The 15816-nt window shown below is 36.2% G+C and carries 14 protein-coding genes, 1 riboswitch and 2 other annotated features; of the genes, 3 read left to right on the plus strand and 11 right to left on the minus strand.

The features are described 5' to 3' along the window. The first annotated feature begins 293 nt into the window (after positions 1-293). Positions 294-1208 carry a LysR family transcriptional regulator gene (locus AB3U99_RS13180; RefSeq protein ID WP_400241613.1) on the plus strand — a complete coding sequence of 305 codons (915 nt, stop codon included), beginning with the start codon at positions 294-296 and terminating at the stop codon, positions 1206-1208. Between the two features lie 352 nt (positions 1209-1560). Here AB3U99_RS13180 and trpA read toward each other — a convergent pair whose 3' ends face one another. The 8 genes from trpA to AB3U99_RS13220 all read right to left on the minus strand — a co-directional run bounded on the left by trpA (position 1561) and on the right by AB3U99_RS13220 (position 9288). Then, positions 1561-2352 carry a tryptophan synthase subunit alpha gene (gene trpA, locus AB3U99_RS13185; RefSeq protein ID WP_400241614.1) on the minus strand — a complete coding sequence of 264 codons (792 nt, stop codon included), beginning with the start codon at positions 2350-2352 and terminating at the stop codon, positions 1561-1563. Positions 2353-2354: 2 nt separating this feature from the next. After that, positions 2355-3551: a tryptophan synthase subunit beta gene (gene trpB / locus AB3U99_RS13190; protein WP_400241615.1), complete on the minus strand. Its 1197-nt coding sequence runs from the start codon at positions 3549-3551 to the stop codon at positions 2355-2357. 17 nt (positions 3552-3568) lie between these two features. Then, positions 3569-4180: an N-(5'-phosphoribosyl)anthranilate isomerase gene (locus AB3U99_RS13195; RefSeq protein WP_400241616.1), complete on the minus strand. Its 612-nt coding sequence runs from the start codon at positions 4178-4180 to the stop codon at positions 3569-3571. After that, positions 4177-4971, minus strand: coding sequence for an indole-3-glycerol phosphate synthase TrpC (trpC, locus tag AB3U99_RS13200; RefSeq protein ID WP_400241617.1), 795 nt, complete (start codon positions 4969-4971; stop codon positions 4177-4179). Before trpC ends, AB3U99_RS13195 begins: the two co-directional genes overlap by 4 nt. 1 nt (position 4972) lies before the next feature. Next, positions 4973-5998 carry an anthranilate phosphoribosyltransferase gene (gene trpD, locus AB3U99_RS13205; RefSeq protein WP_400241618.1) on the minus strand — a complete coding sequence of 342 codons (1026 nt, stop codon included), beginning with the start codon at positions 5996-5998 and terminating at the stop codon, positions 4973-4975. Continuing rightward, complete coding sequence (locus AB3U99_RS13210) at positions 5995-6579, minus strand: anthranilate synthase component II (protein WP_400241619.1); 585 nt, start codon at positions 6577-6579, stop codon at positions 5995-5997. The genes trpD and AB3U99_RS13210 overlap by 4 nt, the downstream gene beginning before the upstream one ends. Next, positions 6560-7957, minus strand: coding sequence for an anthranilate synthase component I (trpE, locus tag AB3U99_RS13215; protein ID WP_400248068.1), 1398 nt, complete (start codon positions 7955-7957; stop codon positions 6560-6562). Before trpE ends, AB3U99_RS13210 begins: the two co-directional genes overlap by 20 nt. Before the next feature lie 98 nt (positions 7958-8055). Then, positions 8056-8291 (minus strand) — a binding site (T-box leader). A 44-nt stretch (positions 8292-8335) separates the two neighbouring features. Beyond that, positions 8336-8586 (minus strand) — a binding site (T-box leader). A 60-nt stretch (positions 8587-8646) separates the two neighbouring features. Then, positions 8647-9288: an MOSC domain-containing protein gene (locus AB3U99_RS13220; RefSeq protein ID WP_400241620.1), complete on the minus strand. Its 642-nt coding sequence runs from the start codon at positions 9286-9288 to the stop codon at positions 8647-8649. Between the two features lie 170 nt (positions 9289-9458). Here AB3U99_RS13220 and AB3U99_RS13225 point away from each other — a divergent pair, with 170 nt between their 5' ends. After that, positions 9459-10736 carry an MFS transporter gene (locus tag AB3U99_RS13225; protein ID WP_400241621.1) on the plus strand — a complete coding sequence of 426 codons (1278 nt, stop codon included), beginning with the start codon at positions 9459-9461 and terminating at the stop codon, positions 10734-10736. 311 nt (positions 10737-11047) lie between these two features. Here the strand turns inward: AB3U99_RS13225 and AB3U99_RS13230 are convergent, their stop codons facing one another. The 3 genes from AB3U99_RS13230 to AB3U99_RS13240 all read right to left on the minus strand — a co-directional run bounded on the left by AB3U99_RS13230 (position 11048) and on the right by AB3U99_RS13240 (position 14647). Then, entirely contained in the window at positions 11048-12925 is a 1878-nt protein-coding gene (locus AB3U99_RS13230) for a fructose-specific PTS transporter subunit EIIC (protein WP_400241622.1), read from the minus strand. A 64-nt stretch (positions 12926-12989) separates the two neighbouring features. After that, positions 12990-13898, minus strand: coding sequence for a 1-phosphofructokinase (gene pfkB, locus AB3U99_RS13235; RefSeq protein ID WP_400241623.1), 909 nt, complete (start codon positions 13896-13898; stop codon positions 12990-12992). Continuing rightward, on the minus strand, positions 13895-14647 hold the full coding sequence (locus AB3U99_RS13240) for a DeoR/GlpR family DNA-binding transcription regulator (protein ID WP_400241624.1): 753 nt from the start codon (positions 14645-14647) through the stop codon (positions 13895-13897). The genes pfkB and AB3U99_RS13240 overlap by 4 nt, the downstream gene beginning before the upstream one ends. 284 nt (positions 14648-14931) lie before the next feature. Here AB3U99_RS13240 and AB3U99_RS13245 point away from each other — a divergent pair, with 284 nt between their 5' ends. Then, the gene (locus tag AB3U99_RS13245; protein ID WP_400241625.1) at positions 14932-15282 is read left to right on the plus strand and encodes a hypothetical protein; all 351 of its coding nucleotides are present in this window, start codon (positions 14932-14934) and stop codon (positions 15280-15282) included. A gap of 217 nt (positions 15283-15499) precedes the next feature. Further along, positions 15500-15683: riboswitch (cobalamin riboswitch) on the plus strand. Positions 15684-15816 lie beyond the last annotated feature (133 nt).

Raw genomic sequence — 15816 nt, forward strand, 5'->3', positions numbered from 1 at the left:
AAAGTTTCACTTTATATATTCAAAGTAAATCAGGAGAAACACTCTTCAAAATAGGAGTATGGTCTGATTGCTTATTTATCCAAAAAAAACGCATAAAAACTTATTTAGTAAATATTCATTATTTTTTAATTATTCTATCAACTTATATTTTTATCCACACTCTTTTTTAGTATACTAATAGAAAGAAATAATTTTCTATTATATTAGGAGTGCCTTTCACCCATTTTGGTCTATAAGCTTAGACAAGTGTGTCTTATCATGGATTCTATCGTTTAAGAAAGGAGTGTGTTTTTTTGGATTATCATTTATTGACCTTTGTGACAGTTGCTGAAAAACTAAATTTTACTAGAGCAGCAGAAAGCTTACATATTACTCAATCTGCTGTAACACTTTCCATTAAAGCACTTGAAAAAAAGTATAACGTTACCTTTTTAGACAGAACGAATAAATATGTAAGACTTACGAAAGCAGGAGAATTATTTTATTTTCATGCAAAGAAAATTTTATCTGAGTACAAAGAAGTGAATAATTTAATTGATCACCTTTCAGAAACAAAAAGTCGCTCTCTTTCCATTGGCTCCAGCTTTACATTCGGAGAGTATTTACTTCCTAAAGTAATTGCCGACTATATAAAAATGGACAAGAAACATGATAATCCAATGATAAGTATAAGAAACTCCAATCGAATAATCGATCAATTACTACACGGAGAAATTGATCTAGGAATCATTGATAGTCATTTGAAAAATCATCCACATTTAACAATAACACCGTTTAAAGAGGATGAACTGGTCGTTATCGTAAGTAAAAATCATCGGTTTGCCGGTCTTGCATCCATAGAATTAAAATATTTGTATGATGAAACTTGGATACTTAGAGAAGATGGTTCAGGAACAAGAGAAGTGGTAAATCAGTTTTTTCAAAAACAAAGCTTTGATCCACCGATTATTCGCTCATTTGGAAGTACACAAATTATTAAAGAGTCGGTAGAAGCAGATTTAGGGATATCCATTGTTTCTAAATATGCAATCCAGAAAGAAATCTTAATGGAGACTCTTAGTATATTACGTATTAAAAATGAACCAATCACAAGATACTTTTCCTATATAATTCCTGAATTTTCCTTTAAACAGCATGCTGTAGCTCCTCTTATCAACGAGCTAACAAAGGAAAATAAGCTATATCGAAATCTTTCTTTTGGTGAATAATAATTTTTTGTTAGGGCTGAGCTTAGGGCAGCCCTAATAGAGTGAACAAAGAGAAAGATATGATATTTCGAATAAATTTCCACAACTAATCCTGCCTTTCCCTTTATCTTTCCAAATTATATACTCAAATTTATCTGGCAGTTTAAGCTTTTCTCCCTCCAATAAAAAATGAGGTTGGGACATAAAAATTCCAGCCATAGACAAACCCGAACAACCATTCAACTTCGTATGGTTGTTCGGGTTTTTTATTAGTTTTATAAAAGGCTGTTTCTGTAAAGTTTGAGTGATTACCCGCAGCATATCAGAATGCACTTTGCTTTCCATGGGGCTACGCCTAAGCCTCCTTCGTCTTTTAAATAGCAGACAATGTATTTCCTTTTTTGCTTGCTGCAATAAGTTCCTTTATTTCCTCTAACTTGTTCTCTGAAAATAGTTCAACGATTCTACTTCCTACGATTACGCCATCACAATATTCTGTCATACTGGTAACATGCTCTGGAGAAGAAATGCCGAATCCCGCTAGGACAGGGATTGGACTAACTTCCTTAACCTTAAGTAAATGTGCACCTAAATGAGCTTGGAAGCTAGTTCTCGAACCCGTTATACCGTTAACCGTTACGGCATATAAGAATCCTTTACCTTTCTTTGCAATATTTTCAATTCTATCTATTGGACTTGTTAATGTCACTAATCGGATAATTTCAACATGATGCTTTGCCGCTAGTTTCTCTACGATTACTTCCTCTTCCACCGGTAAATCAGGCACAATCAATCCATTTACTGCTGCTTTTTCACAGGCCTGGAAAAATGACTCTACTCCATATGCTAATATAGGATTTAAATAGGTCATCATGACGAGTGGAATAGTAGTTAACTCTCTAAAAGATTGAATAGCTTCAAAAACGCCTTTAAGGGTTGTTCCTGCTTTAAGTGAACGGATGCCAGCCGCTTGGATAATCGGTCCATCTGCTACTGGATCAGAGAATGGAATGCCGAGTTCAATGGCAGTTGCTCCTGCTTCTTCAAGAAAGAGCACTCTATCCTTTAGCGTATCAAGCCCACCATCTCCAGCCATAATATATGGAACAAATGCTTTATCTCCTTTTTCAAGTACCTCATGAAAGGCTTCTCGGATTGTCTTCATTATTATTCCCCCATTCTTTCCATCACTGTATTTACGTCCTTATCTCCTCTACCCGACAAGCAGACAATAATCCCTTCTTCCTTATCCATCTTAGCAGCGAGCTTTACTGCATAGCTAATTGCATGAGCACTCTCTAATGCAGGAATAATTCCTTCTACTTTACAAAGGAGCTGAAGTGCTTCAAAGGCTTCATCATCTGTTATCGATTCATAGGTCGCCCGTCCGATATCATGAAGATAGCTATGCTCAGGTCCAATACCTGGATAATCTAAGCCTGCAGAAATAGAATGTGCTTCTTGAATTTGCCCATCTTCATTTTGCAGCAAGTACATATAAGAGCCATGTAACACACCTGGTTTCCCTTTTGATAAGGAAGCTGCATGCTTTTCCGTATGGAGACCATGCCCTGAAGCCTCTACTCCATATAAAGCAACAGTTTCATCCTCGATAAACGGATAAAAAATACCCATTGCATTACTGCCGCCGCCAATACAGGCCACGATCGCTTCTGGCAGATTTCCAACTTTTTCAACGTATTGTTTTTTTGCTTCTTTGCCAATGACACTTTGAAAATCACGGACCATCATTGGAAATGGATGTGGACCCATTACAGACCCTAAAATATAGTGAGTATCAACTACATTTGTTACCCAATAGCGTAAGGCTTCATTACAAGCATCCTTAAGCGTTGCACTCCCAGAAGTAACTCCAACTACTTTTGCTCCCAGTAATTCCATTCGGAACACATTCAGCTTCTGCCTTCTAATATCTTCTTCGCCCATAAAAATCGTACATTCTAAGTCTAAGAGTGCACACGCTGTTGCTGTGGCTACACCATGCTGTCCAGCCCCTGTTTCCGCAACAACTTTCTTTTTGCCCATTCTTTTCGCCAGTAAAGCCTGGCCTAAGGAGTTATTAATTTTATGAGCACCTGTATGATTTAAATCTTCTCTCTTTAAATAAATTTTTGCTCCACCAGCGAATTTTGTTAGATTTTTCGCAAAATAAAGGGGTGTTTCTCTCCCCACATAATCCTTTAGCAAATTATTTAATTCCTCATAAAAAGCTGGATCCTGTTGTGCTTTCTTATATTCTGTTTCAAGCTCTGTAACTGCCTGCATCAATGTTTCTGGAACGTATCTTCCTCCATACATCCCGAAATGTCCTCTTTTATCTGGAAACGCATATGTTTCTGCCATGATAGCTCCCTCTTTTCTCAAATATGAACTGTCTTTCCGATTTGTAAAAAATTCTTTATTTTCACCAAGTCCTTCTTTCCATCTGTTTCCACTCCACTGCTAACATCAACCATAAAAGGGTTTGTTGTTTGGATGGCTTCGGCTAGGTTTGATTCATTTAACCCACCAGCGAGGACTATTTTCTTTTGACCGAAGTCATAATTTTTAATGATGCTCCAGTTGAATGCTATTCCATTTCCTCCGTGATACTTTCCTCTCGGACTATCTAGTAACGCATATTCACATGGAAAAGCAATTACTTGTTGAAGATCTTCCTGGGATGAAATACTAAATGCCTTAATGATTGGCAAAGAAAAGCTTGAAGCAAATTCTTGGGTTTCATCTCCGTGAAGCTGGATAATATTTATACCTGATAATTTCACAATTTTCTCTATATTTTCTTTAGTCTCATTGACAAAGACTCCTACCTTCATTACATCTTTAGGTAGAGTATCAATAATTTCCTTCGCCTTTTCTGCATTTATTTTTCGTTTACTATTCGCAAATACAAAGCCTAATGCATTTGCTCCATATTGAACTGCACATGCTGCTGCATCATTCGTTGTAATGCCACAAATTTTCACATTCACTTTATCTCCGCCCTTAAAGATACTTTCATTTCTTTGATTTTACTTTCTAGGTCCGTTGCTTTCATAAAGGTCTCCCCAACTAAAACGGCATTTGCCCCACAAGATGTAACCTTTAAAATATCCTCGAATGTGGAAATCCCGCTTTCACTAACCATATATCTGCCACTTTCCTTAATTTTCGCAGCCAATTTTTCAGTTGTCTCCAACGTTACCTCAAATGTTTTTAAGTTTCTGTTATTCACTCCAATTAACGGAGCATCAGTCTTTAAGGCTCTATCCAATTCCTCTTCATTATGAACCTCAAGCAGTACTTCAAGCCCTAATTTCGTTGCATGCGTATATAATTCATGTAGCTTTTCGTCCTCTAATGCAGCCGCGATTAGTAATACGAGGTCTGCGCCATAAGCTTTAGCGAAATCGATTTGAATCTTATCGACAATAAAATCCTTGCATAGAATTGGCAAATTGACCGCTTCTCTCACCTTAGCCAAATCCTCGTATGATCCTTTAAAAAAAGGGGTATCTGTTAACACAGAAATGGCATCTGCACCATATAATTCATACATTTTAGCTTGTTCCGTTGGATCCTTCTCCACATTTATATCTCCCTTTGATGGAGACGCCCGTTTAAACTCAGCAATTACGGATAATACATCGGCCTGCTTCATTTTATTTAATAACGATCTTTTTTCATTGCTTTGAACGATTGTCTTCAGCTCATCTTTTCTTTTATATAACGCCTCAATCGTTTCGCTTTTTTTGGCAATAATTTTATCCAAGATGGTTTCCACTTTATATCCCTGCCCCTTCGAATTCTTTACTTGTCTCGACTAATTGATTTAATTTATGAAGTGCTGCTCCAGAATCAATACTTTCCTTCGCTACATTTACTCCTTCGACAATACTGTCAGCTCTTCCTGCCGTATAAATGCCGATGCCTGCATTTAAAAGTACCGTATCACGATAAGCACCCTTTTTCCCCTTTAAGACATTCAATAATATAGCGGCATTTTCTTTAGCATTTCCTCCTCGTATTTGTTCATTTGTAAAATAAGGGAGGTTTACATCTTCTGGAGTAAGAATCGTTTCCTCTATCTTTCCATTTTGCAAAATCACCAGTTGATTTTCCCCTTGTAAAGAGGCTTCATCCATTCCGCCTGCACCATTTAAAACAACAGCTCGCTTTCTGCCTAACTTTCGTAAGCTTTCAGCAAATGTTACAAGTAAATCCCTTCTGTATATTCCTAATACTTGTGTTTCAAGGGATATTGGGTTTGTTAATGGTCCAATTAAATTAAAAATCGTTGGAAGCTTTAATTCTCTGCGAACCTTCATAATTCTGCCCATTTTCGGTTGAACATGCTGAGCAAATAGAAATGTAATTCCTACTTCTTCTAATTGACGAATATTTTGCTCTGGAGTCACATTTAGTTTAATTCCTAGTTCTTCTAGGACATCTGCACTTCCTGTTTTACTAGAAATACTGCGATTTCCATGCTTAGCTACAGGTATTCCTGCTCCCGCTAAAACAAATGCTGAAGTGCTGCTTATATTAAAGCTTTGAGATCTGTCTCCACCAGTACCACAGTTATCAATACAGCCCATTATTGTATCGGAAAAAGGGAGAGTCTGTTTTCGTACAGCATTTACGATACCGACTATTTCCTCTACTGTTTCTCCCTTCATTTTTAAGCTTGTAATAAAAGCAGCAATCTCAGTATCAGTTATTTCATCTGAAAAAAGGAGACTTGCCGCATTTTCCATTTCAGCTTCAGTTAATGATTGATTCGCCATTAATTTTTCTACGTATTCTTTCATCGTTGAACTTCCTTTCCAGTTTCCATAATAAAATTTTTCAACAACTGTTTTCCGCAGTCAGTCCCTATTGACTCTGGATGAAACTGATAGCCATATAAAGGATATTGCTTATGCTTTATCGCCATAATCTCGTTGTCGTCTGTTGAGTTAGCCAAGACTTCGAATTCCTCATTTAATGTATCCTTCTTGATTACAAGAGAGTGGTATCGCATCACTTCCGGGTCTTCTATATTTCGAAAAACGGAGTTATTTGTTACCTTTAATTTCGATGTTTTCCCGTGCATTACATTAGAGGCTTTTACCACTTCTGATCCAAATGCATATCCTATTGCCTGATGTCCAAGACAAATGCCAAGAATCGGAAACTCCTGATAAAGAGTTTGAATAAGCTCAATTAAAATGCCTGCATTTTCCGGTCTTCCTGGTCCAGGTGATAGAACAATCCGTTCTGGATTTAAATGACGAATAGCATCAATCGAAATTTCATCATTTCGAACAACCTTAATTTCTTCCCCTAATTCCCCTAAATATTGAAATAAGTTATACGTAAAAGAGTCATAATTATCGATTAATAAAATCATGCTGTTCCTCCAAAAATAATTTTAGTTTATGAATCGTTTCCTCGTATTCCTTTTCTGGAACAGAATCATGAACAATTCCTGCACCAGCCTGGATATATGCCTTTTTGTCTTTAATAACCATTGTGCGAATAGCTAGGGCAAAGTCCATGTTTCCATTTTTTGAAAAATAACCAACAGCCCCTGAATAGATCCCCCTTTTTGTTCCTTCTAATTCATTTATAATCTGCATAGCGCGTATCTTAGGTGCTCCTGAAACAGTTCCAGCTGGTAAACAAGAAACGAGTGCATCTACACATTTGAAGTCTTTTTTTAAATCGCCACTTACTTCTGAAACAAGATGCATAACATGCTTATACTTTTCTACTTTTATATACTTATCAACGGAGATGCTGCCAAAATCACTAACTTTTCCAACATCATTTCTTGCCAAATCAACAAGCATTTTATGCTCTGCTAGTTCCTTTTCATCTAACTGTAGTTCTTTCTCTAAATTTATATCCTCTTCCAATGTCGCCCCTCTTGGCCTAGTTCCAGCAATAGGATTGGTTATCACTTTTCCATCAACTGCTTTAATTAAGCTTTCAGGTGAGCTTCCAAGCACTGCATATTCGTCAAAATCGAAAAAATACATATATGGTGACTGATTTTTAATCCGAAGTTTTCGATAATAAGAAAAAGCAGATCCCTCTATTTCAGCAGTCATCCTTTGGGATGGAACTACTTGGAAGATATCCCCTTCCAAAATATAATCCTTCGCTATGTTGACCTTCTCTATAAATTGCTCTTTCGAAATACTTGCCTGAAATGGAGTGAGCTTCACCTCAGGTAATGCCTCTTTATATGGAGCAGTGACCTCGAGCTTTCTAATCTGCAGTCGAAATCTTAGCTCTTGTTCTGTTGTCGTTTCCTTTAATGGACTTGCAACCAAATAAACTTTTTGTTCTAAATGGTCAAAAATTACTAAATCTTCAAAAAACATAAGATGCACATCGGGTATTCCTATTTCATCCTTTGCTTCTGGACCTATGTTTTCATATTGTCTTATATTATCATAGCCTACATAACCGAATGCCCCTGCGTTTACTGGTAAGAAATGAGGAAGTGCCGCTTTATTTTCAGGTAATAATTCTTTAACTAAATCAAGCGCCCGTTCGTTTCTTACTTCTCGTTTATCTCCTTCAAGAATCACTGTTTCAAAACCATTTCCAATAAGTTCAAATGTTGGATCACATCCAATGATGGAATATCGCCCTGAATCTTCGTGTTTTAAAGAGCTTTCGAGCAGGAATTTCTTTTTTCCAGATAGTCGTTGATAAATACCTATAGGTGTCAATGTATCTCCTTGAATTTCATCGATTAATAAAATATTAGTTTCCATCATTAAATCCTCCTAGTTAGAACGCATTAAATTAAATGTTGCTTATTTCGAATAAAATTCTATAAAAAAAGTCCCCTATCTGCATGTTTCTTTTGCAGATAGAGGACGATTTGTTAACCGCGGTACCACCTCAGGTTAGAGTGATTATTCACTCTCTCTTTTCGAGTACATTTTATACTCTATCCCGATAACGGAGGATACCGTTAAACCCTACTATTATTTTCAGGTCTACACTCAGAAGTCCATTCAGTATAAGGAATGTATCGGTTCACACCAGCCACCGACTCTCTTTAACATCGTTATTATACTTACTACTCTTCTTCTATGCTTTCGCTATATTATTTACTTTTAGAAAATAAAAAAGGGTCTCTCTCCTATAAAAAGGACGAGAAACCCGTGGTGCCACCTTCATTAGCTTAATAAATTAAGCTCACTTTAAGAAATCCGTCGTTAAAAGACCAAATTTCTGTCTCTTGTAACGATGAGACGTTCGCTAAAGCCTACTACAAAAAGTTGGTTCGGTTTAGAAGCTCAGAAGTCCATTCCCTTTATCGTCCACACTGGTTTGCACCAACCACCAGCTCTCTGAGGTATTCAATAAAGGTACTACTCTTCTTCATTGCCGTTCGATATGTTACTTATATGATATTGAACTATATACTAAAAGTCAACTATTTTCCTCAAAAAAATCAATTGATTTTTTTGAGCGCTTTTTTATAGCGGTTTTTCCAATCCTCCGCTAATTGCTCGATTTGTAATATCGTTAACATCGCCTCTTTATTCTTGCGATCTAGAAGCATCACTTTAGTTGCATCCCAAACGGACACTTTATCTTGGGGACGCTCTATCAATTGCAAGCTAGAATTCGCATTTACCATTCCTTCTTCTACTACTTTTAGAAAATAGCCCGTATAACAGGTTTCCACTATTCTACTTAAAAATGTATCCACTTCATTATATTTTGAAATAGTAGAACAAGGAACCCTTCCTTGTGTTACTTGTACAACGGCTTCCCCTAAAGAAAAGATATCACCAATATATGTATTTTTCTCCGTAAACTCTGTTCCGCAAATATTTTCTCCAAAAGCAGGAGGATTAATCTTTATTTTAAATTCCTCTTCCCATTTTTTGTAATGTTCAAAAGGATAATAGCATACAGCTCGTTCTTTCCCACCATGAAAAGCTTTATTTGCCACACCATCGCCAACAAAGCCATCAAATGCTAAAAATACTTCTTCTACTTTCTCTTTTCCTATTGCTGAATGAACCATTTTATCTTTCCATGTAAATGTTTTTTCCTTTCCAATGCTTAAAGCAATGACTTCCCCCACTTTAAAACACCACCATCATTTTTTTATTTCATCATATCATATTAATTAAAGAAAGGAAGGAATAAGCAAAAGTTCAAAAACCATTTTTTGGATGATGGAAATTGCGTTATTTTTTATCTCGCCTGTACATATTAACTATAGTTAACTATTTGAAAGCAGGGAGAATGAAAATGGATCATGTAAATGATGATAAAAGAATAGGTAACCTTACAAACAAAATGCACAAGACAGCGAAGAAACAAAATGTAAAGGTTTCTAAAATGTCGATATTCTCACTTTCTTCCATCCCGTTAGTTATGACCCTTGGAAATAGCATGCTGATACCAGTATTACCATCGATTGAACAAAAGCTGAATATATCCTCTTTTAAAGTAAGCATGATTATTACTGTATATTCTATTTTAGCGATATTACTGATACCAGTGGCAGGATATTTATCCGATCATATTGGTCGTAAACGGGTGATTATCCCAAGTTTAATTATCGCTGGTATTGGCGGGGTGATTTCAGGGGTTGCTGCATGGTTGATGGATAATAGCTATTGGGTCATTCTTATCGGACGAGCACTGCAAGGGGTTGGAGCATCCGGAGCATTCCCTATTGTATTACCATTAGTTGGTGATTTATTTAAAGGTGAAGAGGAAGTTAGTAGTACTTTAGGGATCATTGAAACAGCCAATACATTTGGAAAAGTACTTAGTCCAATCTTGGGAGCATTTTTAGCAGGATTTATATGGTTTATCCCTTTTATGTCTATTCCTGTCTTTTGTTTGATTTCCATCGTTTTAATAATGATCTTTGTCAAATCGCCAAAAAGTAAAGACAAACCTTTGCCATTCAAAGAATTTATTCAGCATACGAAAGAAATATTGCACCAAGACAAAAAATGGCTGTATGCCATTTTCTTTATTGGAGCGATTGTTATGTTCGTTTTATTTGCGGAGATGTTTTATTTATCTGATATATTGGAAAAGCATTATCATATTAAAAATGTTAAAAAAGGGCTATACCTCGCCATTCCACTCGGAGCATTATGTCTTACTTCCTACATTACAGGAAAAAAAATAAAAAAAGACAAAAATTTAATGCGCTGGATTACATTTATTGGCTTACTAGCAATAATTATCGGAACAGTTGCCCTTAATTTTTCAGAAAAGATGTGGTTCATCATTATATTCCTTACGATTGCAGGCATCGGCATTGGAGGAAGCTTACCACCTCTAGATGCCCTAATAACAGAAGGAATTGAAAAGGAAGAAAGAGGAACAATCACAAGTATTTACAGTAGTATGCGCTTTATTGGCGTAGCAGCTGGTCCACCTATTATGGCGATTTTAATGAAGCATATGGAGCACTTTCAATTTTATTTGCTTTGTGCAATTACTTTAATAGCTGCGGTTGCTGCTTTCTTTCGGTTAAAGCATATTGATGAAACAAAACCAAGCTAGAATGGTTACGTAATGACCTAACCAATGGAGGAACATATATAATTGTACTTCATTGGTTTTATTATGATAGCGACAAACTTTATGTACACATCCTAAAAAAGAGACTTTAAACAGCACTACATTCAGTAATGTTTAAAGTCTCAAATAACTTATAATGTTAACTAATTTATCCCACATTCAAAACTTCAGTAAGACTCTCACCTGCAAGCTTTTTGAGAATTTAGGAAGATAGATGGGAAATCAACTGTCCGTATCGATTGGTTCAACTAACCATCAGTGGGGGATGGAACCTCCACTGATGGAAATTTCCTTTATTTTTGTTCAATCGGTTTCTTTAATAATCCTAACAATAACGCAGCTACAACAGCACCGATTACAATAGCTAGTAGGTATAGCAACGGATTTCCATCTACTAAACCAACTACGAAGATGCCGCCATGAGGAGCTCTTAATCCAATATTAAATAGCATGGATAGCCCTCCTGTTACTGCTGCTCCAATTGCGACAGATGGAATAACCCGCAATGGATCTGCTGCAGCAAATGGAATTGCACCTTCTGTGATAAACGATAATCCCATAATAAAGTTTGTTAAGCCCGCATCTTTTTCTTGTTTCGTAAATTTCTTTTTAAATAAAACAGTTGCTAATGCGATTGCAAGCGGAGGTACCATTCCTCCAGCCATAATTGCTGCCATTGGTTCAAAAACACCATTCGCAATAAGGCCTGTACCAAAAACATATGCTGATTTATTGATTGGCCCACCCATATCAAAAGCCATCATTGCACCTAATATAATTCCAAGAAGAACTGCATTTCCTGTACCAAGATTAGATAACCAGTTAGTCATACCTGTATTTATTGCTGCAACTGGCTCCATGATAACATAATGCATGATAAGCCCGGTAAAGAATATTCCTAATAATGGATAAAGCAGAATTGTTTTAATTCCTTCTAAGGATCTTGGAAGAACTTCTAACAATTTTTTTAGACCAATTACTAAATAACCCGCTAAGAAACCTCCGATTAAGCCTCCAAGGAAACCTGCACCACCTTGAGCTGCCATAAAGCCGGCGACCATACCTGGAGCAAAGCCTGGTCGATCAGCAATACTCATTGCAATAAAGCCGGCAAGAACTGGGACTAATAGCGCAAAAGCATTATCGCCGCCGATGTACTTAATAACTGCTGCAAATGCATTATAGCTTGGATCATTCGGATCAGCTGAGTTATAACCAAACATGAAGGATATCGCAATTAGAATCCCACCACCTACAACGAATGGCAACATATTTGAAACACCATTCATTAGATGTTTATAGATTTGGCTACCAATCCCTTTTTTGCCTTCCTCTTTTCCTTCACTAGAACTACTTGATCCACCATGATATACAGGAGCTTGCTGCTTCAAAGCTCGATTAATTAATTCTTCTGGCTTACGGATACCATCTGCAACAGGTGTTTCAAGCACATGTTTTCCATTAAAACGATCCATTTGTACTTTCGTATCAGCAGCAACGATTACTGCTGTCGCATTTTCGATTTCTTCTGTTGTCAGAACGTTTTTCGCTCCACCTGATCCATTCGTTTCAACCTTAATGTCTACACCCATTTCAGCAGCTTTCGCTTTCAATGAATCCGCTGCCATATAAGTATGAGCAATACCGGTAGGACAAGCAGTCACAGCAACAATAAAATTCTTTTTATCTGCGATATTTTCCTCTTGTGTTTCTTCTTCGACATCATAGCTATCAATAATAGCAATAACATCTTGTTTGGATGCAGCCTTTAAAAGCTTTGAACGAACTTCTTCCTTCAGCAATAACGTAGATAATCTTGATAATGCCTCCAAATGTGTATTATTAGCCCCATCTGGTGCTGCAATCATAAAGAATAGATTGGCAGGCTGTCCATCAAGAGATTCATAATCCACCCCACTAACAGATCGCCCAAATGCAATTGCCGGTGATTTCACTGCAACTGTTTTTGCATGGGGAATGGCAATTCCTTCGCCAATCCCTGTTGTACTTTGTTCTTCTCTTTTTAAAATTGCCTGTTTATATGTTTCTTTATCTGTTAATTTTCCTGCTGAATAAAGAATATCAACAAGTTGATTGATTGCATCAAGCTTCCCATTTCCTTCAATATTTAAAAGGATAGTCTCTTGCGTTAATAATTCGGTAATTTTCATCCTATAACGCTCCCTTTTCATTATTTTTTTACTTTACTATTTTTTCTTGTAAAATAAGTTCCGTTTATGATTGTAGCTGGACTTGCGGAAGTAGGCTCTCTACCTTCTCCTTTGTACATAATCCAATCGAAAATGCTGTAGCACTTCCTGCAGCAATACTGTAGCGGAAGGATTCTTTCATATCCTGCGTCTCCTCATATTTAGCAAGAAAGCCCGCTACCATACTATCGCCTGCACCAACAGAGCTTTTCATTTCCCCTTTTGGTACTGTACTAATTAGTTCTTCATGTTGGCTAATTAATATTGCGCCTTCTCCAGCTAAGGAAACAATTACATTTTGTGCACCCATTTCTAATAATTTTTTCCCATATGGAATTGCATCTTGTGCATTTGTAATAGTTGTCCCAAACAAATCACCTAACTCATGATGATTGGGCTTTATTAAAAATGGATTATACGGCAAGACTGCTTTTAATAACTCACCTTCTGCATCGACAACAAATGAAACATTGTTTTCATGACAGATTTTCACAAGCTCCTCATATGTTGTTTTTGGCAAGGTTGATGGAACACTTCCTGCTAACACGAGTAAATCATCCGAAGTTAAGGAAGAAATCTTATCCTTTAATTCTTGGAATTTTTCAGCAGAGATAGTTGGTCCACTTGCATTTAATTCTGTTTCCTTATCAGCTTTTAACTTCACATTGATACGTGTATCTTCTTCGACTTTAACGAAATCCGTGTCGATCTTTTCTGCAAGTAATTGACTTTCAATGAAGCTTCCAGTAAAACCACCAACAAAACCTAACGCTTTACTTTGCACTCCCATTCTTTTCAACACTTTAGAAACATTTATTCCTTTTCCACCAGCAAATTTACTTGTTTTTTCTAATCGATTCAGCTCTCCTAAATGCACTTCTGGTACTTCGATAATATAATCGACAGAAGGATTTAAGGTAAGTGTATAAATCATTCTTTCACAACCTTTATACTAGTTTTCCTTGAATATAAATCATTTACTTCCTCATCAAGGGAGTTTGTAATAATTGAAGCATCATGCAAATCAGCTATTTTAGAAAAATAGACTTCCGAAAACTTACTGTCATCTGCGAGAAAGAATGCTTCTCTTGATAATGCTAGTGCCTTGCTTTTCACCATTGCTTCCTCTTGGTCAGGTGTAGTATACCCATATTCAGGATGAATACCATTAACACCCATGAAGCACTTGTCAAAACGGTAGTTATCAAGACTAAGTATGGCGCCACGCCCTACCAATGCGTTTGTCTTTTCTTTTACATATCCCCCTGTTAGGAAGGTTTGAATGCGAGCTTCTAGCAAGCTGGGCAAATGCATAAGACCATTCGTCACAACTACAATATCGCGATTTTTTAATAATGGTAGCATTTCTGTAATTGTCGAACCTGCATCCAAATAAATACTATCGCCATCCTCTACTAGATTTGCTGCAAAAGCTGCAATCATTTTCTTCTCTTGAAGGTTTTTGAACGCTTTTTCACTCATGCTTGGCTCCTTTATTTTGCCTTGGAGCCTTGCAGCACCACCATGAACTCTTTTCAAGAAACCTTCTTGCTCTAATTGAGTTAAATCACGTCTAATTGTTGACTCAGATGTATTCGTAATATCTATTAACTCTTGTATTTTCACAACACTATGCTGTTTAAGTAATTGTAAAATAAGTTCATGCCTTTCTGGTGTTAACAAAATTATCACACTCCCTTATCTAGGGTTGCCTTTCATCTAACATCATCATAATGTAAACGATTTCGTTTTTCAAGCATTTTCTTTCAAAAACAATCAAATATTATCATATTTTGACGTTTTGTGAACGTTTTTAGTATAATCCGAATTTTCTTTTTTTAGAATTCCTTTATAATTACCTGTATATTACCCGAAACTAGTAAATATATTTAACAATTATTGATTGTTTATGGTATCCTTTGTTCTGGTACTTTAAAAATATATTATTGATGAAAAGGAATGAATGTATGAAGAAAATCCCTTATTTCTATTTAGAATTTGTTAAAATTCTATTTTCAGCAGTACTCTTATTTGCGATATTTGGAACGGTTAATGATATTATCATAAAGCTTATTACCGGCTATTCTTTTCCTAATGTTCAATTTTTAGAGAACAAGCAGTCGCTTACAGGATTGTTTATCTTACAATACATCGGATTTGCGCTTATTTATTTTGTTATTTATCAAAATAGCCTATCCCATATCAGTTTTAATAAAGCGCAAAATCGAAAAAAGCTTCCACCTATATGGTCTAAATATTTAGTGATTTTCGGAACGGCCTTTATCCTATTATTTTATATCGTACTTCTCCTATCCTAAATTATTTTAATAGAAAGTAATTGCGTAAAAATGGATTGTATGATACCATCAAATCAATATATAGTTGATGTGTATTAAAAACCCACTATATATAGTTATTGAAACAATTCTCAATATCCAATGTCTCTATTTTTCGCTTCTTAGAAGCGACTTTTTTTTGAGAGACTTTTACGTTTGTCATAGCCAATGGCTTAACATAAATGGTTACGAAAAAATTTAATATGCCACAAGTTTTGGTGTCCTTTTACGGACTTAATAGGGAATTCGGTGCAAAGCCGAAGCTGTACCCGCAACTGTATGTGATACGAACTAAGAATGCCACTGAGATATTATTTCTCGGGAAGGTCTTAGTATAGGATTATTCACAAGCCAGGAGACCTGCCATTCACTTGTGTTTCATTTACTCCGGGACTTTGAGATGATGAAACGATGGTATAAACATTCCTTATTTAGCTAGGGAAACTTTTATACTATCGTTTGATCCACTCAAAATGTTGAGTGGTTTTTTTATTGGCTTTTTCTACCCATTGTTGA

The organism is Niallia tiangongensis (assembly GCF_044704065.1).
GTDB lineage: Bacteria > Bacillota > Bacilli > Bacillales > Cytobacillaceae > Niallia > Niallia tiangongensis.